We start from the raw sequence: 23,196 nt of genomic DNA, 5'->3' as shown, positions 1-23,196 counted from the left end.
ACCACGATCTTGCAGAAACAGCAACAGATTGACAGAAAATGGCGCGAAGCGCCCGTTCAACGATCAAACCGTCATGTTCCCCTGATTGCTTGGAAAGACTTTTGCCTTCCTTGGCTCTCAGCAGACCAAACAAGACGCGGACGTGCAATTGAAAAAAAATCCAGTCGGTGTTACAAAATGTAATGACATTTCTTCGAAGATCGCTTCCGTCCATGAATGGCCTGTTTACGTTCGAGGCAGCGGCACGTTGCGGAAGCTTTTCCAACGCCGCGGACGAGTTGAACGTGACGCCTGCCGCAGTTAGCCGCATGATATCGCGGCTCGAGGAATATCTTGATATTGCTTTGTTTCTTCGTCAGCCCGGCGGCGTCAGCTTGACGGAACCGGGCCAGTTGCTGTTCGATGCAATCGCACGTGGCTTTGCCGGGATCGAAAGCGCACTTCGAGAGATCGAGGACCGAAAAACCGGTACGGAAACCGTGTCGCTATCCGTATCGACCGGTTTCACCACGCACTGGATGATGCCGAGAATGGCGGAGTTCAAGAAGCAGTTTCCCGCCGTCGACCTGCGGTTCCAATTGGTGATGGGGGCTCTGTCGGGGCCTGTCAACGATGTCGATCTCGGGATGCGCTTTGTGGACGGGCCGGACGAGCGGCATGAGGCCGCTTTCATCATGCCTGAAATATTGCTGCCGATCTGCAGTCCCGACTACATGGAGGGTCATGCTATATCGGGTCGCGGAATCAGCGGCGTGCCCGACACGATGATCAACCTGAGTGACGCACAGCCGGATTGGTCGAAGCTTTTCACCCCGGCCAATGGCATTAATGCACAGAATTCCATGATCTTTTCGGACTATGCAATTGTCGTACAGGCGGCCTTGCTGGGCCAAGGCGTGGCACTTGGCTGGCTCAATGTTGTCGCCCACTGGCTGAGGACGCGCGCGCTTGTACCGGCGCGCGAACACCTCATGGTCACCGGTCGTCGCTGTCATCTCGTCAGACTGCGTGACAAGCCGGTGCGTCCGATCGTCGGCGAGGTCAGGGACTGGCTGATTGCGGAGCTTACGGCGGACGTCCATGCCGTGAACGATTTGTACCCCTTCTTGAACATCTCGGCGTCGGGGCACAATCATTTGGCAAACTGAACATCGGCTTCGCCGCTGCAAAGTCATCACTCTGCTATCGCACCGGCCCCCAAGCGCTGTCCGCCACTCTGATCAGGTGGCGACCGGCCTGCGGCTCGGGGTGCATTTTCCAGCTATCAAGCTGCGCGCTTCAAGGCGTCCGCGAGCGTGGAGACAATGATGTCGATTTGATCGCTTTCAACGATCAGTGGTGGAGACAGGGCAATGATGTCCCCCGTGACGCGGATCAGCAGGCCCTTTTGGAAGCAATCGACAAAGACATCGTAGGCCCGGCCTCCGGGTGCATGCGTCCGCGGCTCCAGTTCAACCGCGCCAACCAGGCCGAGATTGCGTATGTCGATGACTGACGGCATTCCCTTCAGCGAGTGCAGCGCGTCCTGCCAATGCCCTGCCAGACTGGCTGCACGGGTCAAAAGACCTTCCTCGGCATAAATGTCCAGGGTCGCGATCCCGGCAGCGCACGCAGCCGGATGACCCGAATAGGTATAGCCGTGGAAAAGTTCGATGGCGTTTTCCGGTGCAATCATCAATTCGTCATGCACCTTGCGACTTGCAAAGACGGCGCCCATCGGAATCGTTCCGTTGGTAAGGCCCTTGGCGGTCGTCATCAGGTCGGGCACGACACCGAAATAATCAGTTGCAAAGGGCGTACCGAGGCGACCGAATCCGGTGATGACTTCGTCAAAGATCAACAGGATGCCATGCTTGTCTGCTGTCGTGCGCAGCTTCTCCAGGTATCCTTTCGGTGGAAGAATGACGCCGGCCGAGCCGGACATGGGCTCTACGATGACGGCGGCGATGGTTTCGGCGCCGTGCAACTGGACCAGCCGTTCCAGATCGTCGGCGAGGTCTGCCCCGTGGGCAGGCAGGCCTTTCGAGTAGGCGTTGCGTTCGATGTCCAGCGTATGGCGCATATGGTCGGTCGGGATTTGCGGGAACATCCGCCGGTTATTGACGAGACCGCCGACGGATATGCCGCCAAAGCCAACGCCGTGATAGCCCTTTTCCCGACCGATAATTCGGGTGCGGGTGCCTTGGCCGATTGCACGCTGGTAGGCGATGGCGATTTTAATCGCTGTATCGACCGATTCCGAGCCGGAACCCGTAAAAAAGATGCGATCAAGCCTGCCCTGGCCGTCACCCGGAGCGATTTCGGCAAGACGGGCCGCAAAGTCGAAGGCGATCGGGTGGCCCATCTGGAAGGTCGGCGCGAAGTCCAGCATCGAAAGTTGGCGCTCGACGGCCTCGGTGATCTTCCTGCGGCCGTGGCCGGCATTACAGCACCAGAGGCCGGCTGTGCCATCGAGAACCTTGTTCCCGTCAATATCGGTGTAATACATGCCATCAGCCCCGGCCAGCAGGCGAGGCGACGCCTTGAACTGCCGATTGGCGGTGAATGGCATCCAGAAATTGTCGAGTATGGGAGCATTGGTCTTGGTGGTGATTTCCATCTGTGCCTCCTTGGGACGGAGCCAGATTGGGCATTTTTCAGAGACGAACAAGCCCTTTTCTACCACCACCTAATACATTGAAAATGCTGTCACTGTTAGATAGAGTTTCTGTTATTCTGAACAAACCAAAAGGATGCTCATGTCAGTCGATATCGGCAATCGGCTCCGGGCCGTGCGCACCGCAAGCAATCTGTCGCAGCGCGAACTGGCGAAGAGAACCGGGGTGCCGAATTCAACCATATCCTTGATCGAATCCAATACGTCGAACCCCTCCGTCGGAGCTTTGAAGCGCATTCTCGACGGTATCCCCATAGGTCTGGCGGAATTTTTCGCTTTCGAACCGGATCGGCCGAAAAAGGCGTTCTATGCAGCCGAAGAACTTGTCGAGATCGGCAAGGGATCGATCTCTTACCGGCAGGTCGGAGAGAATCTCTTCGGTCGGGCGCTGCAGATCCTGAAAGAATGCTACCAGCCCGGTGCCGACACCGGGAAAGTGCCGCTTGTTCACGACGGTGAGGAGGGCGGCATCATCCTGTCGGGCAGGCTTGAAGTCACCGTCGATCAGGAACGACGAATTCTGGGACCCGGCGATGCCTACTATTTCGACAGCCGGCGTCCTCACAGGTTCCGGTGTGTTGGGCCAGTACCCTGTCACGTTGTCAGTGCATCGACGCCGCCAACGTTCTAGCTGCGACGAGCCATTCGGCGAGACCGCCGTCCTATCCGAAGGACGCGGACTCGATGGACAATCGTCGGCCGACGGTGCGCGTTGCGACGGAAGCTGTGCTATAGGCAAGCTCGAAACGTGAAGGACGATCAAGTGACGACGCTGCAGGAAGTTGCGGCCAGGGCCGGATGTTCGCCAGCGACGGCGAGCCGGGCATTGACGCTGAAGGGATCGGTCAGCGAGGCGATGGTGCGCAAGGTGCGCCGCGCGGCGGCCGAACTCGGCTATCGTCACACTTTCCCCAGCGGCAAATCCGGCCGCCGCCTCGTCGTCGGCGTGCTGATCCCCAGCATCACCAATCCGGTCTTCTCTTCCTCACTGTCCAGTATCGAGAACCGCATGCTGATGGCTGGCCATGGGGTGTTGATCTCCCAGTCCCACTACGACCCGGCCCGGGAGCTCGATGCAGTGGCCTCTCTGCTCAACGAAAAGCCGACCGGCCTGATCCTGACGCTCTGCCGCGCCGAAAGGAGCGCCGTTCTCGGCCTGCCGCTGCCTCCGACGGTGCTGCTTCACAATCGGCCAACGGAACGGTTTCAGTCGGCGGTCACGGTCGATAATTTCAAGGCAGGCCACGAACTGACGATGCTGCTGCGACAGCTCGGGCATGAGCGCATCATTTTCGTCTCCGGCAGTTTTTCCGCCTCGGACCGCGCCAGGCTGCGCTACCAGGGCTATGCCCAGGCGATGGTCGACAGCGGCGCCATGCCGCTTGCCGCCATGCAGATTTCCTTCGTCGGCGACTACGACATGCTCGATCTCAGCGCTGCCATGGCCGATATCGGGCCGACGGCGATCATCGCCTCCAACGACCTGCTCGCTTTCGGCGTCATCAGCGCGCTGCGGCGCGAGGGCCTGAGCGTGCCGGACGACGTTTCGGTCGCCGGTTTCGACGGCATTCCGCTCGGCCGGATGATGGACCCGCCACTGACCACGATAGAAATGCCCGACGCCAGCATGGGCGCCGCCGCTGCATCGCTTCTGCTCGACATCGCCGAAAACGCCGCCCAGCCAAGGCATCTCGAGGTCGCGTATTCTCTGCGGCGCGGCGGGACCGTCAGGGCGATTTAAGGGCTTTGGACGCGGAATTTTTCTCCGCCGCTGATTCACCGGCAACGCAAAAACAGAACCGCCGGACTCTTTCGCTCCCGGCGGCTGATATCTTCCAGGAATGAAAGCTCAGCTGCGTGGCAGCAGGCGCTTGATTTCCTTGGCGGCGTCTTCCAGCGCCTCGTCCGGGGTGGCCGACTGGTCGACGACGCGCGAAGTGTTGTCGACGATCGTCTGGGTGACGCGCACGCCGTTCGAACCCGGGAAGGCATACCACGGGATCATGCGCGGCATTTGCTTCAGGCCGGCCCGAAACAGCGGGTTTTCCTTGTAGAAGTTGCCGAGATATTCGGGTGCCTTGGCGGCCAGTTCGTTGTTCGGAACATAACCCGTTCCCGGAACGACGACCGAGGCACCGTAAGGGCCGGCAGCGAACTTGGCGAATTTCCAGGCGGCTTCCTGGCGGGCTTCATCCTTGGTGAGGATGACAACGGCATTGCCGCCGGTCGGCAGCTTGCCGTTTTCCGGGTCGAGCAGCGGGATTTCGGCCGTACGCAGGTCGAACTTGTCGCCGACATTCTTGATCGTGTTGCGCAGCGCGCCGGTGGTCTGGAAGGCAAAGCCGACCTTGCCGGCGACAAAGGCCTGCTCTCCGGCCTGCTTGGTGAAGACCGGCATGCCGGCTTCCTTGACCAGGCGGTCGACGACAGCCATGGCCTTCTGGCCCTTCTCGTCGTTGAATGCTACCTGGCTTTCATCTTCCGACAGCATGGTGCCGCCGGCGCCGAACAACAGCGCGGAGAACATCCAGTCGTCGCCCTGCCAGCGGAAGTCGATGGAATCTACATCGTTGCCAAGCGCCTTGATCTTGGCGCCGAGGGCGATGACCTCGTCCCAGGTCTTTGGCGGGACGTCCGGGTTGCCGCCAGCAGCCTTCACCAGGTCGGCATTGTAGTACATGATCGGATTCGATGTCGCGAAGGCCAGGCCGACCTGCTTGCCGTTGACCTGGGCAAGCTTCAGGATCGTGTCGGAAAAGCCCTGCTCAGACATGGTCGCCTTGTCCTTGGCGATCAGCGGACCCATGTCAACCGGGATGTCACGCTCGTTGGCCATGCGCAGGCGGTTCAGGCCGATGAAGGTCAGGTCCGGCATTTCGGAGGTGCCGACCTGGCGCATGATTGTCTGGATGCCTTCCTCATAGGTCGCGGAAGGATTGGCGAACTGGATCTTGATATCCGGGTTCCCTTCCATGAACTTCTTCGAGATCGTGTCCATCACGTCCTTGAAGAAGCCTGGCATCGGGTAATGCACGGTGAGCGTGGTTTCGGCATGGGCCGGCAGCGAAAACGTCATGGCAACGGTCGCGGCGGCAAGAATCTTGGTGATATGTTTCATCGCATTGCTCCTGGTTCGGGGCGATTTGGGTTAGGGCAGGCTTCGGTGTGGACGACCGGACTTGGGATTCAGCCCTTCAGACCGGTCATGGTGATCCCTTCGACGAAGCGCTTCTGGGCAATCAGAAAGGCTGCGACGAGAGGGGAGGTGATGATCAGGGTCGCCGCCATCAGCGCGCCGTAGTCGTCGCCCGCTTCCGCGGCGCGGAAGTAGAGGAGACCGAGCGGCGGCGTGGCATAGGCCTGGTCCGAGACGACGATCAGCGGCCAGTAGAGGTCATTCCAATGGGCCACGACCGAGAAGATCGAAAACGCGGTGATTGCCGGCCAGGCATTCGGCACGATGACCCGGGCGATGACGCCGATCTCGCTCATTCCATCGAGGCGCGCAGCGTGGATCAGGTCGTCCGGCATGGCGCGGAAGAACTGCAGGAAGAGGAAGATGCCGAAGACGGAGATCGAGAACGGTGCGACCAGAGCCATGTAGCTGTTGAGTGCGCCGACCCTGTCGAAGGCGACATAGAGCGGCAGGGCCGTCGCATGGATCGGTACCAGCAGGCCGAGCATGACGAGCACCATCATGGCCTTTGCCGCGCGGAACTTCAGCTTGGCCATGGCGTAGGCGCAGGGGATGGCGATCACCACCTGGATGACCAGGATCATGAGGCAGACGATCACGCCGTTGAACAGCAGCGTCGGCATGTGCACGCGCGACCAGGCCTTTGCGAAGTTTTCCGCATAGAACCAGTGTTGCGGGATGAGGTTCAGCGATGAGGTGAAGATGTCGCTCTGCGCCTTGCCGGCGGTCGAGATCATGAAGATGTAGGGTGCCAGGAATAACAGGGCGCCGAGGCTGAGTATCGAAAGCCGGACGATGCGGCCGAGGGTGAAAGCGTTCGGGCTCATGAGTAATGCACCTGCTTGTCCTGGACGCGGTACTGGATGAACATCAGCACGACGAGGATGGCGAGGAAGACCACCGTCATGGCCGAGGCGTAGCCGACCCGCAGGTAGACGAAGCCTTCCTGGTAGATGGTGTAGAGCAGCACTTCGGAGGCCTTGTTGGGGCCGCCTTCGGTGAGCGTCTTGACCGTCTCGAAGACCTTTACGGAATTGATGACGCTGATCGTGGTGACGAAAAGCGTGGTTGGGCCGAGCATCGGCCAGGTGACCAGCCGGAACCGGTCCCAGCCGGATTTCGCGCCGTCTATTTCGGCGGCCGAATAAAGCTCGCGTGGAATGGCGGTGAGACCGGCGAGGAATAGCACGAGATTGAAGCCGACCGACTGCCACACCCCGATGATCGACAGGCTGTAGAGCACGGTGTTCGACGCGCCGAGCCAGTTCGGCCCGTTAATGCCGATCATCGCCAGCATCGTGTTTATCGGGCCGATGGTCGGGTGGAAGAGATATTGCCAGACGGTCGCCATGGCAACGAGCAGCGACGCGACCGGCAGGAAGTATGCGGTGCGAAAGAACGACCGGCCGATGCCTTCCGCCTCGATCAGCATCGCAAGGCCGAGTGCCAGGAAGATCGACATGGGCGCGACGATTGCCGCATAGACGGCCGTGTTCCACAGCGACTTCATGAAAGTGCGGTCGCCGAACAGTTCGACATAGTTATCGAGGCCGACGAATTCGAAGCTTGGATAGCCGAGTTCGAAATTGGTGAAGCCGAGCAGGATGACCGCCGCGACCGGTAGGATGATGAACAGGAGGACGAGCAGGATCGCCGGCAGCGACAGCAACAGGCCGGCGCGCGCTTCCTGCCTCTCGGCGTCAGAGCGCCGCGCTTTCGCAGCGACCGGCACCGGACCAATCGAGGTTGCAGCCATGTCAGGCATAGGCCACCTCCTTGACCGCGCTCTTGACCAGCGGCGCCGAGGCAAGCCGGGCGCCATCGGCACCGAAGACCATGATGTGCTCGGCCGCTGCCGAGAGGCGAACCGGCGTGCCCGGGCCGAGGCCCGCACCTTCGGCGGGCGTCACCTTGGCGATCATGGTTTCGCCGATCGCATCGAGCTTGCTGTAGACGATGATTTCGGAGCCCAGGAACTCGACGCGCTCGACATGCGCGGGAAGCCCGGCGTTGCCCGAGCGGGAAACTCTCACGAATTCCGAACGGACGCCGAGCGTGACCGACGTACCGGCGGCCAGGCCGCGGTTGGCGAGTGCGCAGCGCTCGGTGCCAAGCGCGACGACGCCATTGGCTTCCGCATGCGAGGAAACGAGGTTGATCCGCGGCTGGCCGACGAATTTCGCGACCTCGATATGCTGCGGATCGTCGTAGATCACCTGCGGTGCCGCCAGCTGCAGCAGCGAGCCGCCGATCATCACGGCGACGCGGTCGGCCATTGAAAGGGCTTCCGCCTGGTCATGGGTGACATAGAGGGTCGGCACGCCGGCGCGGCGATGCAACTCGACGATCTCACCGCGGGCATGGACACGCAGGTTGGCATCGAGATTGGACAGCGGCTCGTCCATGAGGAACACGGCCGGGCGGCGCACCATGGCGCGGGCGAGCGCCACGCGCTGGCGCTGGCCGCCGGACATCTGGCCCGGCTTGCGGTCGAGAAGATGGTCGATCTTGAGCGAGGCGGCCATTTCGCGCACGTCGCGGTGGATCTCGGCGACAGCCTTGCGCTGGCCCGGGATCAGCGGAGCGACGAAGGGGATCTGCTGCGTGCGCGTCAGCCGGCGCATGACCAGCGGCACGGCGATGTTCTGGGCTGCCGTCAGATGCGGATAGAGCGCGTAGGATTGGAAGACCATCGCAATATTGCGATCGGCGGCCTGCGTCCCGCTGACCTCGCGGCCATTGATGACGATCTCGCCGCTATCGGCGCTGTCGAGACCCGCGAGGATGCGCAGAAGCGTGCTCTTGCCGCAGCCCGACGGGCCGACCAACGCGATGAATTCGCCCGGCTGCACATCGAGACTGACGCCCTTGAGGATATGGTTGCCGCCAAAGGATTTCTGGATGTTGGAAAGGCTGAGGGTGGTCATTCCGCAGCCTCCTTGGCCGTCCGCCGCAGAGACTTGGCAGCCCGGCCGCCCTTTGGCACTGCCTGCGGATAGACTTCGTGGATGACATCGTCGATATAATGGGCAGTCATGCCCGGAACAGTGACGATATCGCTCGTCACCTCGTCGCCGAACTGGTGGACGACGGCGCCGATCAGGCGCTCGCCCGGCATTTCTCGCTCGAGCGTGTCGATGACGAAAGCGGCCGACGGCCCCCAGACGATCGAGGTGTTCTCGAACTTGCCCTTCCAGGCCCAATGCAGGTGGCCGCTGGCAAACAGCGCCACGTCATGGCCGGCCATCAGGTCGAAGAGACGCTTGCGCTGGGCGGGACGAAAACCCCAATAGCCGGTATCGCCTTCATTGGGAACGTCGACAAACAGCGGCTTGTGGGAAAACAACGCCAGCCGGCGTCCGTTGCGTTCCTCGAATGCGGTCCGCAGCCATTCGAACTGCGCTTCTTCCTCTTCGTCCTCGTGGCCGAGAAGAAGCGCATTGAGCCCAATGAAACGCCAGCCGTTCGCATCCTCGATGAAGCGATCGCCATCGGTCAGATCGCGCCAACGCTGGAGGCGCTCCGCATTGACCGGCTGATGGAAGCCCGGCAGATGGCCGACATCGTGATTGCCGGGAATGACCAGCATGGGGGTCGAGACCTGGCGCATCAGATCCATCGAAAAGGTGATGTCCTGGCCATGATCGGCGCCATCGACGGAAAGGTCACCGGTATGGATGATCAGGTCGGCCTTCTGGTCTTCGATCCAGGTCAGGAGCGGCGCCCAGTTCCCATTGAAATGGGTCTTTTCCGGGCTGAAATGGGTGTCGGTGATCTGGATGACTTTCATGGTCGGCTCTCCGGTATTCAGGCGCGCCGGCACATTCGGCGGCGCTGTTGCGAGCCTCTTAGCGCTTCCTTGTGTCAGCCCCGTAACAGGCGTTTCCAATGGCTTTCATTTCGGTCACAAAAGCGTCACGCGCCCCGCCTTGAATTCCGGCATCTTCAGCGCTCTTGCGTGGAGGCCTTGCGATCGAGAGCCTGCAGTTCATCGCGATAACGCGCGGCCAACCCCGGCGGTGCATCTTCACCATGGCTGTCCAGGAACTGATGCAAGGCATCGCGATATTCCTGTTTGAAAGCCTCGTTGTCCGGGCTGGCGGCAAGCTGGGCGGCAGCGCGATCCACTGGTACACGTGCTTTCATGACGAGCTGCCGTTTCCCGTAAGGCGATTCATCGCGCATGATCGCAACATTGCGCTCAAAGCCGGGGATGTATTTGACGACGAAGCGCTCTCCCGTCGGCGGGATATTGATCTCGTTGCGGGGCGGATAGAGGCTGGCGGACATTGTGTCGAAGCTGATTCTGATGTCGCGGCCATCGGCGGTCTTCATGACGGCGTCGTAGGCCCAGATATTCTGGTTGTTGAGCTGAGAGTTGGTTTCTTCGGCATGCGTGATGACCGCAGTGCCATAGATACCGAACGCGTTGAGGAAAATCGCATTGACCATTGACCCCGTGATTATGTTGAACACGCCAATGAGAAAGCCAACGATGCCAAGCACGAACCATGCGGAGTTCGCCCGCCATCGTGTGATAGCGGCACCGATTGCAAGGCCGCACAATGTCAGCAGCGGCATCGACAGAAGGAAATGTTGGCTGAGGAAATAGAGCAGGGCAGAAAGTGCAATCATCCGTCCTGCATAAACGATTATGGCATGTATTGCAGCAGACACTGCGCCATTCATCACGCGGATGAATCAATCGCGGCCAATCGATTCAAAAAAGTCGTTGGATTTCCGGGCTCGTGCCGGCGAAGATTCCGCCATGTCACAACAGGCGCCATTCCAGACCTACATGCAGCGCATCGAGCCGGAGCACAATATGCGCCGCTTCTATCACCTGTCGATCCAGCAAAACCTGTTTGGCGAAGTGTCGTTGATGCGCAACTGGGGACGCATAGGCTCGGCCGGACAGGTGAAGATCCAGACATTTGCTGGCGAAGATGATGCGCAGGCCCGTTTCACCCAGCTGTTCAGGGCCAAATGCAGGCGCGGTTACCGGGCGTTGGATTGACCGATGGCATAGCGGCGGCTGCGCGCCGACTATCGTGTCATGACCCATTGGCCTTCAGGCCGTGACGATCGTCATCTCGCTAGCCACAGGTAGGTTGCCGCCGTCCAGGAAAAGCCAAGCCCGCCACAGCCTTCGCCGGTGATCGGGTCGAAATACTCGGCAAACCCCTCCGTTTCGATGGCATCGAGCGTACTTGACCGCAGGGTCTCTGCCATTTTTGCCTGGGCGTTGCGCTCGAGACCGTCGATCAGCAGCCAGTTAATGATCGCCCAGGACGGACCGCGCCAATAGCGTTTTGCCTCAAAACTTTCCACAAATGGTTTGGTCGTCGGGAAAGCCACTTTCATACCGTCCGACCAAAGCCGCATCTCGGCAGCCAAGGCTTGCGTCAAATCCGTGTCGAGGTCGAGTGCCAGCAGCGGAAGGAAACCCGCCTGGGTCGGCGCCTCGATGTCTTGACCGGAGATCAGATCGCTGGAGACGAAGCGGGACAGGTTTGGCCGCCATTGTGCCAGCAGCGCCCGGCGTGTGCGATAATTAAAGGCCGCAAGTTCCTCTGCAGCTGCGTCGAGGCCGAGCTGGCCGGCCAGATGTTCGAGATCTTCACCGGCCTTGAGAAGGATGGCACTGGTCTGCACTTCCGCCACTTTGAACGATGCCTTTTCCCATTGCTTGGCCGGGTTCCAGCCACAGGCGGCGTAGGTGTCAACCAGATGGATGAAGCGCCGATAATCCTCGTCGCGAGGGCGCATGTCGGCATTGACGTGGCCCGTATCCTTGCGCACCACCGCGGTATTGGTCGTCGTCGGCACTCGGGCAAGCGCGACGTCCCATGCCGGCGAATTGTCGCTACCGCTTTCCCAAGGATGCAATAGCGCCACGAGGCCCGTGCCATCGGGATCGCGTGCCGCATACCACCAACGATGCCATTTCAGGGCCGCTTCGAATAGCACGATCGTGCGGGCCCGGGCATTGTCGGTGCCAGCCTTTTCCGCCGCTTCGTGAACGGCGCGCAGCGCCATGCCGAATACCGGCGGCTGGGTAATGCCGGATGTCGGGATAGTGTGGTTCGTGCGCCAGACGCCGGGGCCCGGGAAATAGGTGTCACTTGGCTGGTGGAAGATGATATGCGGAATCATACCGTCGGCCCACTGGCCCTCGGCCAGACGCTCCAGTTCGCGATAGGCGCGATCGATATCATAGGTAGCAAAACCCATGGCAACAAAGGCGGAATCCCAGTTCCACTGAAACGGATAGAGCCTGTCGGTCGGCACGGTGTAGCCGCCACGGTCATTCGCTGCGAGGATCCGTTTAGCCTCGTCAAAGTATTTGGTCACTGTCAAAACTCCAGATGTCTCAGGCTGCTGCCGGATAGGAAATGCCGCTGTCCGGCGACAGCCAGGTCAAACGCTTGGCATCCAGCGTAAGACCGATCATCTCGCCATTCCGCACAGTTTCCGTGGCAGGCAGAATGACGCGTGCGGCCTGACCAAGAATGCTGCCGGTTAGAAGCAGGTGCGAACCCATCGGCTCGGCCACCCGCACCTGCATTTCCAGTCCCTGTCCGTGAGGCGCGCGCTCCACCGTCTCGCCACGTAGGCCGAGCAGGATGGTGTCACCGCTGCCGGCCGGCACCGCGAACCGCTTGGTACCGATCGCCACGTGGCCAGCGGTGACTGGCATGCTGATGAAATTCATCGGTGGGTTGCCGATGAAACTGCCGACAAAGCGCGTGGCCGGATGATTGTAGACCTCGACCGGCGTACCGACCTGCTCGATGCGGCCGTCATGAACGACGGCTATACGGTCGGACAGCCCCATTGCCTCCGTCTGGTCGTGTGTGACGTAGATCGTCGTTGTGCCGGCCGCCTGCAGCACTGTCTTCAGTTCGGTGCGCATCTCAAGGCGCAGCAAGGCGTCGAGGTTGGAAAGCGGTTCGTCCATCAAAAGCACGCGGGGCTCCACTGCGAGCGCACGCGCCACCGCGACACGCTGCCGCTGGCCGCCAGACAACTTGTTAGGATAACGACCGAGATTCGGCTCGATATGCAGCAGAGCGGCTGCCTTCTCGACTTGTTTCTTGACACGAGCCTCATCGGCTTTCTGCATACGCAATCCGAAGGCGACATTTTCATAGACCGTCATATGGGGGAACACCGCATAGTTCTGAAAAACCATGGCCAGGCCACGGTCTTTTGGCGGCAGGCCGACGATGGAACGGCCATCGACGCTAATATCGCCGGATGTTCCGGTTTCGAGCCCGGCAATGATACGCAGCAGCGTGGTCTTGCCGCAGCCCGACGGTCCCAGCAGTGAGACGAATTCGCCGTCGTTGATTGTCAAGGAGACTTCCTTGAGCGCCTGGAAGGTGCCGAAGTCCTTGCGGATACTGTCGATGACAATGTTGGCCATGAGTTATTCCGTTACTTGGAGGAGATGCCCCAGATCGCGAAGAGGTAGCGCCTGACCGCGAAGATGAAGACAACAGAAGGAAGGATGAGGAGCAGACCACCGGCAAAGCGGTAGTGCATCGGACTTTCCGACAGAACCGTCAGCAGATAGGCGGTGAGCGTGCGGTTACGCACCGTTAGCACCGAGGCAGCAAAAACCTCGTTCCAGGAGATGACGAAGGCGAAGACGGCGGTCGCGACCAGACCTGGAAGCGCCAGCGGTGCAACAATCTTGAAGAAAGCCTGGATGCGGGTGCAGCCAAATACCCAGGCGGCCTCTTCCAGTTCGCGCGGCACGCCAAGGAAAATGCCCTGTGTGACCAGCGCAGCGAATGGCAGCGCCAGGACCGTATGAATGAGACCGACGCCGATGACGGTATCATAGAGCCCGAGACGGATGAATGAAACCGTCAGTGGCAGCGCCAGGATCGCCAGCGGGAAGGCGCGGGTCAGAAGAACCAGAATACGAAAACTGTCCTTGCCGCGAAAATTATAGCGTGCCAGCGCGTAACCCGCAGGCGCACCGAGAAGAATAGACAGCGCAACGGTGATTCCGGCCGCCCCAAGCGAGTTCAGGAACGACTGGACGACGCCTTCCGTCTTCAGGAAGAGAAAAAACGGCTGCAGCGAAACGCCTGTGGGCAGGATGGACTTCGGCCACTGGTATACGCCGGAGCGCCCGCCCAACGCACCGAGCGCGACCAGGTAGATGGGCACCAGGACCCAGGCGCAAAGAGCCACGATACCGCTCCACAAAAGGAGCCGGCGTGCAGAGATAAAGCTCGTATTGCTCATGGCAGACGCTCCGGATCGACCTTTATGACCTTGAGATAGAACAGGGTGGCGATTAGCGAGATGACCATGATCAGTACCGCATAGGCAGCGGCCACGCTGTAATTCTGGTTCTGGTTCTGCCAATTGTAGGCTTCACCGACGAGGACCGGAAAATTGCGCCCCCCAAGTGCATAAACGACGGCAAACACCTCGAAGGCCAACACCGTGCGCAGGATCAGTGCCGACTGCAGGGCGGGACGGATCAACGGCAGAGTGATGCGGGTGAAGCGCGTCCAGGGACTGGCGCCAAAAATCTCGGCGGCTTCCTTGAATTCCTTTGGCACCTGGTTGAGGCCTGCAACGATGATGATCATGACGATCGCTGTGCCGCGCCAGATTTCGGCGACGGCGATGCCGACGAACAGCGCGACTGGCGTTTGGTAAGTGAGCCAGGCCGTCTGCCGCTCGATAAGGCCCATGCTGAACAGCAAGGTGTTCAGATAACCGGTATTTTGCAGGATCGATAACCACACCATGCCAGCGGCGAGATCGGAAATGCCAAGCGGGATCGTCCAGATCCACAAAATGGTCTCGCGGCCGCCATTGACCTTCGACACCATGGTGCCCATGGCCAGCGCCATGGCGATCTGCACCGGCACGACAACGAGCGTCAGTAGAAAGGTGTTGAGGATCGAGCGGCCAAAATTGATGTCGATCATCATCGTGCGCATGTTGGCGAGGGACGGCATGCCGTTATCGGACACTGCAAGCCAGATCGTCTGGACCAGAGGCGCGATGAAGAGCAGGCCCAGGAAGAAGACGGTGGGCAGGATCAGCAGATAGGGGATCCAGGATCGGTTTTGGGTCATCGACTCTCGCTTTTCAGGAAGCAGACCTGGGAGGAACCAGGATGAGCGGTGCCGGGCGGTACCTGCGCGTCCGCCAACAACATGCTCGGTCATCCCGGGGTGAGGATTGGTCTATTCGACTGGGCAGGCGCCATCGTTTTTGACGTCCGGTGCCCAGCACGGGGCCTTGGCATCGGTCATCAGCCTGGTCATTGTATCTCCCTGTGCCTTCAGGACCGCGTCGATCGGTTCATTTTGCAGGATGATGCGCTGGAAGGCGTCCATATAGACTTTGTTGAACTCGCCGCCCTTGTCTCCAAGACCGACCGGAAGCAGCGAAATCACCGCGTCCGGAGCGCTCTGGGTGGCGGTGACGGCGCCGGCGAGAAGGGCGACACCCGGATCGAGATCCGGCGGCAGTTGCACGTTGAGCGTCGGGAAAAAGCCGACCAGGGACGCGGTCTTCAACTGCACATCCTGGGTCGCCAGATGTTCGATGATCGCGGTGGCATTGTCCTTGTCTGGCGCACCCTTCGGGATGGCGAGGCCGGCGACGACCGGCATATAGCCGCGTCCTTTCGGACCGGCTGGTGCCGGGAAGACTACATATTGGTCGGGCGATGCGGAAATGGCGTTCTTCAGGCGCGCGACGTGATCCCATGCGACCATGACTTCACCTGAAGCCAGAGGCTCCTGCATGAAATCATAATTCGTCGAGGTAGGCGCGACTACGGTCCACAACTCCTTCAGCTTGGCCCAGCCGGCTGCAGCATCGGAATTCTTGAACGTGCGTACCACGCCGCCGGTGAACGACGGATAGAAATAGCCCTGGAAATAGCGCGCCATCAAGCCCTTGGGCCCGGCCGGAAAGCCGATCTGTGGGGCGCCGGTGGCTTTCTCCATGTTCTTGCCCCAGGCAATCAATTGGTCGTAGTCAAGCTTATTGATGTCGGCGCCTTCCGGAAGGTACTGCAGCGCATCCTTGTTGGCGGCCATCACATAGGTCGCCTGCATCCAGGGGATGTACTGCTGTTCGGACTTCCCGAGCTTGCCTAGATCGAGCAGCGACTGCGGCATGCCAGCGCCGGCAAGCTTTTTCGCCAGATCGTCGAGCGGCTCCAGCGTCTGCTTGTCTGCCAGCGGCGACAGTTCGCCATGCAGGGCGCCGACCAGGCTTATAGTATGCTTGCCTGCCTGCTGCTCGGCCTCCATGCGCACAGCAAATTGCGGCGGTTCCTCGACCACATAATCGGCTGGTTTGTCGAGGCCGCTCAGGAGTTCCTCACGAACGGCTGTCGCTTCTTCGATAGGGCGCAACTGGGTCGAGAGGAATACGGTCTGCGCTGTGGCAGGGACGGCCAGACCGATGGCGGTTGAGGCCAGGATTGCTAATGACAAAAGGTGCTTCATTGTTTCATCCTTGGTTTGTTCAGGCCACCGGCGACGAGCGATGGTGGCTGTCGCGATCGACGAACTCGATAGCGTGCAGCTCTTGCAGTGTTTCGGGCGGTTCGCCGGCAATGGTGCGCAGGAGAAGCGATGCAAAACTATGGCCAAGATTGCCGCCGGTCATGCGCATCGTCGACAGTGACGGACTGGTGAATGCGCCGATCGGCAGGTCGTCATGGCCGATGAGGCTGATCAAATCGCCGCCATCGACCTCCCGCAGCGCTCGCAACGCGCCGATCGCCATTTCGTCGGTGGCACAGACCAGCGCCGTCGGGCGGTCGGGCCGATTTAGCAGCTCGAGAGCTGCTTCATAGCCGCCCTGCTCGGTCGGCGCCTGCTCGATGCACAGATCGGTTGGCAGGGCGCAGTCGTTCATCGCCGCCTCCCAGCCCTTCTTGCGCTCATGCGCAAAAAAATAAGCCTGCGGGCCGGCGATATGACCGATGCGACGATGACCTGCATCGTAAAAACGCAACGTTGCCCGACGAAACCCCGATAGGCCGTCACCATCGATAAAGGCGTGCTGGATGGTCGACTCGGTGCGGCCGTTGGTGACAAAGGGAATACCGCGCGACTGCAGGAACTCGACACGTTCGTCGTGACGCTTCGTGCGTACCAGCAGCATGGCATCTACTCTTTGGCCGTCGACAAATCGCCGGCACATGTCGAGTTCGCTCTCACCGCTGGGAACTGGTGCGATCACCAAGTTGAGACCGGCGGCGGCGAGATGCTCGGCGCAACCCGAAAGCATTTCGAGAAAATGGGCCGGACCGATATGCCCGGGCTCGCTCGGCAGGGTCACGGCCACCAGTTCGGCCCGTTGCTTGCGCAGCCGGCGGGCCGAAGCATTGGGATGGTAGCCGGCCTGCTTGGCCGCCTGGCGCACGCGTTCGCGGGTTGTGGCAGAGACATCGGCGTAACCATCCAGCGCACGCGAAACCGTGGTGATAGATAGCCCCAGCGATTGGGCAAGTTGCTTGAGATTGGCCATGTCTCCTCCCGAGATGCGAAGAAGATCAACCAAAACGTTTTGGAAGTCAACTCCAAAACGTTTTGGATGGATATTCGTGAGACGAGGCCGAGGAGGTCAGGCGGCTCGATGACTGTGACGAACGCGCCAAAGCTGCGCAGCCTTGTCCAAAAACTGCGCGTAACTTTTGTCGTCTGCACTGGTTGCCGTCATCATCGCCATTGCAGCGGTCGCAATGATCGTATTCTCTGCCTTCTTATCCATCGTCGTGCCGGACCAGACGCCATACCAGAATTCGAATGAGCTGAAGCTTGAATGCTTGTCGCTCCTGTCTTTGGAAAGCGTTGGAAGCAGCAGATTCGTTTCGCGACCGTCAACAAGCCGGTAGATCGTATGCGTGTGATGTGGAACCAGTTCGGCAACATCCCGGCTGCTCGACACGACAGACATCGAGGCTGTACCTAGGATGCCCCCCGCATGGCGGTGCAGTTCACGATATGTGGGCTGCGTAACCCCGAGAAACGATGCGTTCAGGCGCATTGGATTAAGAAGATGAACAAGACTGTTCATCGGCGAGCGTGACTCGAACAGTGGATAGAGCGCCAGAAGTGCTTGTATTTGGGGCGCGAAACCAGCCAGGGGCATGAAACAGATGTTGTGCGTCTTCAATGCGCTTTCTGCAAGAGCATGCGAGGTTGCAATGGGAATATTGACTGCTTCTGCCGCAATCTCGAGTTTGCCGGAAACGTCCCCTGTACCACAATTGCCATGCAGGACGACGGGATAACCAGCTCTGGCGACCAGCAGAGCAGAGAGCATAAACCACGGCGACTGCATGGAATTGGGTGACAGATAAGCTGGCCAATCAAGCGCCGGCATATTTAGTCCCGTATCCACCGAGTACATTCGCCGAGCTGCCCGCGCCATGCCCGCCAGTTCGGTCGCGGTCTCTCCGCGATAGTGGATGAGCCTCAATAGCGCACTGATCTGCATTGGATCGGCGTTGCCAGCGAAGATCGTCGAAAAGGCGTCCTCTGCTTCCGATATTTCCAATGGGCGGGTCTGACCAGATCTCCGTCCAACCACGGCGATATATTTTGCGAGCCTTCGCAAGGGGTCACTCTCGTCCTGGATACTGGCGAATTGTCGAGCAAGCTGTTCGGGCGTCGGGTGATTTTCAAGCGCAACGACTTTGCGGATACCAAGCGGTGGCGCTGCTACAATGCTACTGCGTTTCCATCCTTGATGGGCTGCGAAGTCCGACGTGGGTGATTCCGCGAACTCCGCGCTTAGAAGCGTTTCAGCTTCGTTGGCCAGGCGCCGCAACCGCCCGCGCAGTGCTTCAGCTTTCGGCGTCGCGACCATATTGCGCCCGGAACGGACGAGAACGGGATCATTGAACTTCTCGCGAATCTGGCCGAGCAACCGGCTCATTGCGGCAATACTCAATCCCATCTGCTTCGCAGCGCCGCCGACACTGCCTTCCACAAGCAGTGCGTCAAAAGCAATCAGGAGACGCAATTGCCCCAAGCGAAGGTTCTCATTTTCTCCGCCTTCCGGCTGCTGTTGCGGTTTCACCTGCTTGCTCGACACAGCGCTGTAGCCCGTCCATTTGCGATTTCTGAAATTTGGAATGTTTATAAAACATGGCCGTTGACGGCACCTTATTGCCATACATAAGGAGAGTAAACAACTCAACTTTAAGCGGTGGACAAATGAGCAGCCTGTGTCGGGGATCAGAAGGCAATAGTACGAATGGTCGCCGGGCCATTAAATCGTTCATTTATAGAACGATACTCGCAGGAACCTCCCTTTCGTCGGTGCTATATCTGAGCCAGGCAAGCGCCCTTGCGCAAGCTGTCGAAACCGCTGCTGAACAGACAACCTCAACGGCTGCAGATACGGGATCGACATCCGGCGATACAATCATGCTCAAACAGATTGTAATAACCGCAACGGGTTTCGAGCAGACCATCAATGACGCTCCTGCGAGCATCACCGTGGTTCCGGGAGAAGAGCTGAAAAAGGGCGTGTATCGGGACCTGACCGATGCCTTGAAGGATGTTCAGGGCGTCGCGGTCACCGGCTCTGCAGCTGAAAAAGACGTTTTCATTCGCGGCCTTCCCGGCTCCTATACCCTGTTTCTCGTCGACGGCAAGCGCCAGAGCACCCGCGATGCACGCACCAACGGCAACTCCGGCTTCGAACAGAGCTTCATGCCGCCAGCTAACGCTATCGAGCGGATCGAAGTCATCCGCGGCCCAATGTCCTCGCTCTACGGATCCGATGCCATGGGCGGCGTCATCAATGTCATTACCAAAAAGGTATCAGATCGATGGAGCGGTTCGCTCACAGTCGACGGTACAGTCCAGGAACATTCGAAGTTCGGAAATTCGCTGCAGGGCTCCTACTACCTGACCGGTCCGCTGGTTCCAGATCTTATTGGCGCTCAGATCTGGGGGCGTGGCTTGAAGCGCGAGGAAGATAACATCGTCAGTGGTACGCCTGAGCAAGAAGACGTCGACGTAACCGGCCGCATCACTATCACGCCCAACGAGGATCATGATATTCGATTGGAGCTCGGCAAGACCCGCCTGCGCCGCGAAACCACTGTCGGCAACACAGCTGCGTCCGGCGCGGATTCCTACAATTATAACGACCGCGACCATTGGTCGATCAGCCATACGGGTCGCTGGGGGCCCACAACGTCCGAATTCTCGTTCCAGCAGGAACGAGCCGAGCGAACCAACTTCAATTGGGACAACGGGACCAGAAGCTACATCGAAAACCTTCGTTCGCCGCAGATCCGCAATTCGGTGCTGGACGGCAAGTTCACGACGCCTTTTGAGCTCTACGGAGATCATACCCTCGTTACAGGCGGACAGTTCATGCAGTCAGTCCTGACCGACCAGAACCCCGGACGGCGGACTGGCCTGGATGAAGAATTCAGCGTCGATCAATGGGCCCTCTTTGCGGAGGATGAGTGGTGGATCACTCAAGATTTTTCCCTCACAGGCGGACTGCGACTGGATCACCATGATATCTATGGATCACATTTCAGCCCGCGCGGTTATGCTGTCTGGCACGCAAACGAGCAATTGACGTTCAAGGGTGGTATCTCCACCGGCTTCCGGGCTCCGGAGATTCGCACCATCGCACCGGGCTATGCCTATGCTACTGGCGGCGCCGGTTGCTCCTATGGTCCAAATGGCACTTGCGGTGTCATCATCGGCGATCCCGACCTCCAGCCGGAAAAGAGCACGAGCTATGAGGCCAGCATCCTTTGGGACAACCAATCCGGTCTTCGACTTGGTGCAACTTATTTCTATACCGACTTCAAGGACAAGATCAGCAATGCACTGGTGATGGACGCCGACGGCAATCCGGTGCGCTGGAGCGAAGACCGCAACTACCGTCTCTGGTATAGCTTCAACATCGATGAAGCCGTCATGCAGGGTGTGGAACTGACCTTCAATTGGGAAGCGACCGACACGATCAGCCTGCGCGGTAACTATACTTATACCGATTCCGAACAGCAGACCGGTGAATATATGGGTTTGCCATTGGCGCGAACCCCGAAGCATATGGCCAGCTTGCGTGCCGACTGGACGACGCCTGTAGACGGCCTCAGCGTATGGGCCGCAGGTAATTATCACGGCGAGGAAACCAATGCAGGGGCGCGGATCGGAACTGCTGGCGAGCCTGTTTACCGAAACGGCAAGGTTGTTGCACGGAAGTACAAGCCATACGCAACTTTCGACCTCGGCGGATCATATGATTTCAGCGAAAACGTTACTCTGAATGCGGCCGTCTACAATGTCTTCGACAAGAGGGTTGGCGTAGATGACTTCAACACCGTGGTTGATGGCCGTCGGTTTTGGGTCAGCATGACATCGCAGTTCTAGATCTGGAGTAGCACGGTGCCAGCAGCTGTCGGCTGGTATCCTGCATGGATTCGCTCATGAGCCCTCTGAAGAATATCAAAAAAAAGGCCTGCGTCATCGTGGCGATCATACTTGCTGCTTCTGCCGCGCGGGCAGCGGAGCCCGTCATTGCTTCCTTCGATATGGAAGCCAATGGCATTACCTATCGCATATTTACTGCTGCGCCTACTGAAAGGGCGCCTGACGGTGGATATCCGGTTGTCTACATGACCGATGGCAACCGCATGCTACCGATCGCAGCAAAGCATATGGCGGAAAACACCGACTTGAAGGCCGTGATCGTCGCAATCGGCTACCCTTCCAGCGATCGGAAAGAGATCGTTCGGCTACGATATTTCGATCTCACTCCGCCAACGCCGGATGAGCTGATTCCCGTACAGACCGGTGTGCCGAAAACCGGCGGACGCGATAAATTCTTTCATTTCATCGAGACACAGGTGAAGCCGGAAATCGAGAAACGCTTCGAGATTGATAAAGGCAGGCAGGGTCTGTTCGGACACTCGCTGGGCGGGCTTTTTACACTTTATGTGCTGTTCAATCACACGAGTTCATTCCAGAGCTATAGCGCTGCTGATCCATCGATCTGGTGGAACGATCGTTCAATCCTGCAAGACAAGGATCGTTTCATCGAGCGGTTCAAGCAATCGCCACTACCCGTCCGCCTTCTTGTCGAAACATCAGGCAAGCGCAGCACACGCCCCGGACAGACAACGCAGGACGAGGAGCGCTTGAAGAAATTGCGTGGCGGGCCTTCGGGCTCCGATATCCTGCAGGAGCTTTCCGGGCTGCTCCGAATGGAAACGGCCGCTCATCGCTTTGGCGATGAAAGCCACGGCTCGATGATTCCGCTGACAGTGCGCGATACGATGAATTTTATGCTGCTTGGACAAAAGCCCGGCGGTGAAAAGAACTGAACCGGAGCGAACAGAATTGATGAAAGGATCGAATACAATGAATATCGGTCAAAGGCTTGCCCGCATGTGTGGCGCTGCCGTCTTGGCGTTAAGCCTTGTCTCGACTGCGAACGCAGCTGACATAACCGTCAAGCATGCCCAAGGCGAAACTGCGATTCCAGCCTCTCCAGCAAAAGTGCTGGTCTTCGATCTGGGAACGCTCGACAACCTTGATCGCCTGGGTGTCAGGGTGACCGGCGTGCCGAGCGGCATATCGTTTCCCGAATATCTGAAAAAATACCAAGGCGATGACTATGCAAAAATAGGCACGCTGTTCGAGCCGGATTATGAAGCCGTGAACGCCGCGGCACCGGACCTCATTATTGTGGCCGGGCGGTCGGCCTCGAAATACGGCGAATTGTCAAAAATCGCGCCAACGATCGACCTGACGCTTGATGCCAAGAATTTTATTGCCGGCACGGAAGCCAATATCGAGAAGCTTGGGCAGTTGTTTGGCAAGGAAGCCGGCGCGAAGACGGAAATCGAAAAGCTCGACGCTGAACTGGCAGCGCTAAGGAACAAGGCTGCAAACAAGGGGAATGGCCTTCTCATCCTGACCTCCGGTGGCAAGATCAGTGCCTACGGCCCCGGATCGCGGTTTGGCATTCTGCATGATAGCCTGGGCGTCACGCCCGCAGCTCCGAATCTTTCCATTGGCAATCATGGTCAGCCCGTTAGCTCGGAGTTCATCCTCGAAACAAATCCTGACTGGCTGTTCGTGATAGACCGCGATGCCGCAATCGGGCGCGAAGGCAACTCGGCAAGGCAGGTTCTCGACAACGAACTGGTCCGCCAGACCAATGCCTGGAAGAAGGACCAGGTGGTCTATCTGAACGCGCAGAACTGGTATCTCATTGGCGGAGGGTTGGGAGCACTGCACCAAACGATCAGGCAGATTTCCGCTGCCTTCGACAACGCAAAGTAACAGCTCATCAATCA

Annotated in this window: 21 protein-coding genes; 7 read left to right on the top strand and 14 right to left on the bottom strand. The window is 59.2% G+C overall.

The annotated features are described in order from the left end of the window. Positions 1 to 182: 182 nt before the first annotated feature. Positions 183 to 1,148 (top strand): LysR family transcriptional regulator, encoded by a 966-nt coding sequence (locus M8997_RS17280; protein ID WP_250015995.1) that lies wholly within the window; start codon positions 183 to 185, stop codon positions 1,146 to 1,148. Between the two features lie 116 nt (positions 1,149 to 1,264). Here M8997_RS17280 and M8997_RS17275 read toward each other — a convergent pair whose 3' ends face one another. Next, entirely contained in the window at positions 1,265 to 2,599 is a 1,335-nt protein-coding gene (locus M8997_RS17275; protein ID WP_250015993.1) for an aspartate aminotransferase family protein, read from the bottom strand. Positions 2,600 to 2,738: 139 nt separating this feature from the next. Between M8997_RS17275 and M8997_RS17270 the strand changes: the two genes are divergently transcribed. After that, positions 2,739 to 3,287, top strand: coding sequence for a cupin domain-containing protein (locus M8997_RS17270; RefSeq protein ID WP_250015992.1), 549 nt, complete (start codon positions 2,739 to 2,741; stop codon positions 3,285 to 3,287). 132 nt (positions 3,288 to 3,419) lie between these two features. Next, entirely contained in the window at positions 3,420 to 4,397 is a 978-nt protein-coding gene (locus M8997_RS17265) for a substrate-binding domain-containing protein (RefSeq protein WP_250016085.1), read from the top strand. Between the two features lie 108 nt (positions 4,398 to 4,505). Here the strand turns inward: M8997_RS17265 and M8997_RS17260 are convergent, their stop codons facing one another. The 6 genes from M8997_RS17260 to M8997_RS17235 form a co-directional block, all read right to left on the bottom strand. Continuing rightward, positions 4,506 to 5,774, bottom strand: coding sequence for an ABC transporter substrate-binding protein (locus tag M8997_RS17260; RefSeq protein WP_250015991.1), 1,269 nt, complete (start codon positions 5,772 to 5,774; stop codon positions 4,506 to 4,508). A 68-nt stretch (positions 5,775 to 5,842) separates the two neighbouring features. Then, positions 5,843 to 6,679: a carbohydrate ABC transporter permease gene (locus M8997_RS17255; protein WP_250015990.1), complete on the bottom strand. Its 837-nt coding sequence runs from the start codon at positions 6,677 to 6,679 to the stop codon at positions 5,843 to 5,845. Beyond that, positions 6,676 to 7,608: a carbohydrate ABC transporter permease gene (locus M8997_RS17250; protein WP_250016083.1), complete on the bottom strand. Its 933-nt coding sequence runs from the start codon at positions 7,606 to 7,608 to the stop codon at positions 6,676 to 6,678. Before M8997_RS17250 ends, M8997_RS17255 begins: the two co-directional genes overlap by 4 nt. 1 nt (position 7,609) lies before the next feature. Beyond that, positions 7,610 to 8,779, bottom strand: coding sequence for an ABC transporter ATP-binding protein (locus tag M8997_RS17245; RefSeq protein ID WP_250015989.1), 1,170 nt, complete (start codon positions 8,777 to 8,779; stop codon positions 7,610 to 7,612). Next, positions 8,776 to 9,642, bottom strand: coding sequence for a metallophosphoesterase (locus tag M8997_RS17240; protein ID WP_250015988.1), 867 nt, complete (start codon positions 9,640 to 9,642; stop codon positions 8,776 to 8,778). The genes M8997_RS17245 and M8997_RS17240 overlap by 4 nt, the downstream gene beginning before the upstream one ends. 155 nt (positions 9,643 to 9,797) lie before the next feature. Then, positions 9,798 to 10,529, bottom strand: coding sequence for a hypothetical protein (locus tag M8997_RS17235; RefSeq protein ID WP_250015987.1), 732 nt, complete (start codon positions 10,527 to 10,529; stop codon positions 9,798 to 9,800). A gap of 91 nt (positions 10,530 to 10,620) precedes the next feature. On the opposite strand from M8997_RS17235, the gene M8997_RS17230 reads away from it, so the two are divergent. After that, positions 10,621 to 10,869: a WGR domain-containing protein gene (locus tag M8997_RS17230; RefSeq protein ID WP_252597212.1), complete on the top strand. Its 249-nt coding sequence runs from the start codon at positions 10,621 to 10,623 to the stop codon at positions 10,867 to 10,869. Between the two features lie 71 nt (positions 10,870 to 10,940). Here M8997_RS17230 and M8997_RS17225 read toward each other — a convergent pair whose 3' ends face one another. From M8997_RS17225 to M8997_RS17195, 7 genes are all read right to left on the bottom strand, one after another. After that, the gene (locus tag M8997_RS17225; RefSeq protein WP_250015983.1) at positions 10,941 to 12,206 is read right to left on the bottom strand and encodes a neutral trehalase; all 1,266 of its coding nucleotides are present in this window, start codon (positions 12,204 to 12,206) and stop codon (positions 10,941 to 10,943) included. 19 nt (positions 12,207 to 12,225) lie between these two features. Then, positions 12,226 to 13,281 carry an ABC transporter ATP-binding protein gene (locus M8997_RS17220; protein ID WP_250015981.1) on the bottom strand — a complete coding sequence of 352 codons (1,056 nt, stop codon included), beginning with the start codon at positions 13,279 to 13,281 and terminating at the stop codon, positions 12,226 to 12,228. Between the two features lie 11 nt (positions 13,282 to 13,292). Beyond that, positions 13,293 to 14,114, bottom strand: a complete 822-nt coding sequence (locus tag M8997_RS17215; RefSeq protein WP_250015979.1) for a carbohydrate ABC transporter permease — start codon at positions 14,112 to 14,114, stop codon at positions 13,293 to 13,295. After that, positions 14,111 to 14,962, bottom strand: a complete 852-nt coding sequence (locus M8997_RS17210; protein WP_250015977.1) for a carbohydrate ABC transporter permease — start codon at positions 14,960 to 14,962, stop codon at positions 14,111 to 14,113. Before M8997_RS17210 ends, M8997_RS17215 begins: the two co-directional genes overlap by 4 nt. A 111-nt stretch (positions 14,963 to 15,073) precedes the next feature. After that, positions 15,074 to 16,351 (bottom strand): ABC transporter substrate-binding protein, encoded by a 1,278-nt coding sequence (locus M8997_RS17205; protein ID WP_250015975.1) that lies wholly within the window; start codon positions 16,349 to 16,351, stop codon positions 15,074 to 15,076. A 19-nt stretch (positions 16,352 to 16,370) separates the two neighbouring features. After that, complete coding sequence (locus M8997_RS17200; protein ID WP_250015972.1) at positions 16,371 to 17,381, bottom strand: LacI family DNA-binding transcriptional regulator; 1,011 nt, start codon at positions 17,379 to 17,381, stop codon at positions 16,371 to 16,373. 96 nt (positions 17,382 to 17,477) lie between these two features. Further along, complete coding sequence (locus M8997_RS17195; protein ID WP_250015970.1) at positions 17,478 to 18,953, bottom strand: glycosyl transferase family protein; 1,476 nt, start codon at positions 18,951 to 18,953, stop codon at positions 17,478 to 17,480. A 335-nt stretch (positions 18,954 to 19,288) separates the two neighbouring features. Between M8997_RS17195 and M8997_RS17190 the strand changes: the two genes are divergently transcribed. The 3 genes from M8997_RS17190 to M8997_RS17180 are packed head-to-tail and all read left to right on the top strand — an operon-like array spanning position 19,289 to position 23,182. Beyond that, complete coding sequence (locus M8997_RS17190) at positions 19,289 to 21,265, top strand: TonB-dependent receptor domain-containing protein (protein WP_250015968.1); 1,977 nt, start codon at positions 19,289 to 19,291, stop codon at positions 21,263 to 21,265. A 56-nt stretch (positions 21,266 to 21,321) separates the two neighbouring features. Then, positions 21,322 to 22,218 (top strand): alpha/beta hydrolase, encoded by an 897-nt coding sequence (locus M8997_RS17185; RefSeq protein ID WP_250015966.1) that lies wholly within the window; start codon positions 21,322 to 21,324, stop codon positions 22,216 to 22,218. 19 nt (positions 22,219 to 22,237) lie between these two features. Further along, positions 22,238 to 23,182 (top strand): siderophore ABC transporter substrate-binding protein, encoded by a 945-nt coding sequence (locus tag M8997_RS17180; RefSeq protein WP_250016081.1) that lies wholly within the window; start codon positions 22,238 to 22,240, stop codon positions 23,180 to 23,182. The last annotated feature ends 14 nt before the right edge of the window (positions 23,183 to 23,196 follow it).

The organism is Phyllobacterium sp. 21LDTY02-6, assembly GCF_023554255.2.
In the GTDB taxonomy this organism is placed as follows: Bacteria; Pseudomonadota; Alphaproteobacteria; order Rhizobiales; family Rhizobiaceae; genus Phyllobacterium.
Note: the sequence above shows the minus strand (reverse complement) of the source record. Positions and strands in the feature narration are given on the sequence as shown.